This window comes from Pedococcus sp. P1_H8 (assembly GCF_056405175.1).
The window spans coordinates 1-349 of the sequence record NZ_JBFUCP010000522.1; the positions used below are offsets into that span (position 1 = coordinate 1).

Genomic DNA, 349 nt, shown 5'->3' on the forward strand with positions numbered 1-349 from the left:
GGCCGGCATCGTCGACCACGACCAGCCGACTGGTCGCCCATCTGCGGGCGAGTTCCCAGGCCGTGTCGAGCGGCCCGGACACGTCGTATCGGCCGTGGACGAGCACGGCGGGTATCCCGGCCAGCAGGTTCATGCCGTCGCATATCAGGTCGCCGGCGAGAAAGCAGTCGTTGCCCCAGTAGTGGGTGACCATGCGCGCGAAGATCATTCGGAACGTCGGGTCCTGGTATCTCGGGCTCGGCACCCACCCCGGGACCAGGGAGACGTGAGTGTCTTCCCACTCGCACCAGCGCAGTGCGGCCTCCTCGCGAACCGCCGGGTCCGGGTGGGCAAGCAGTCGCGCGTACGC

At 68.8% G+C, this 349-nt stretch carries 1 protein-coding gene; it reads right to left on the reverse strand.

Annotation, left to right across the window (positions count from 1 at the left end; genetic code table 11):
• A partial coding sequence (locus tag AC1DYG_RS21145) for an alpha/beta fold hydrolase (RefSeq protein ID WP_477641767.1) occupies window positions 1–193 on the reverse strand: 193 nt, incomplete at its 3' end.
• Between the last annotated feature and the right edge of the window lie 156 nt (window positions 194–349).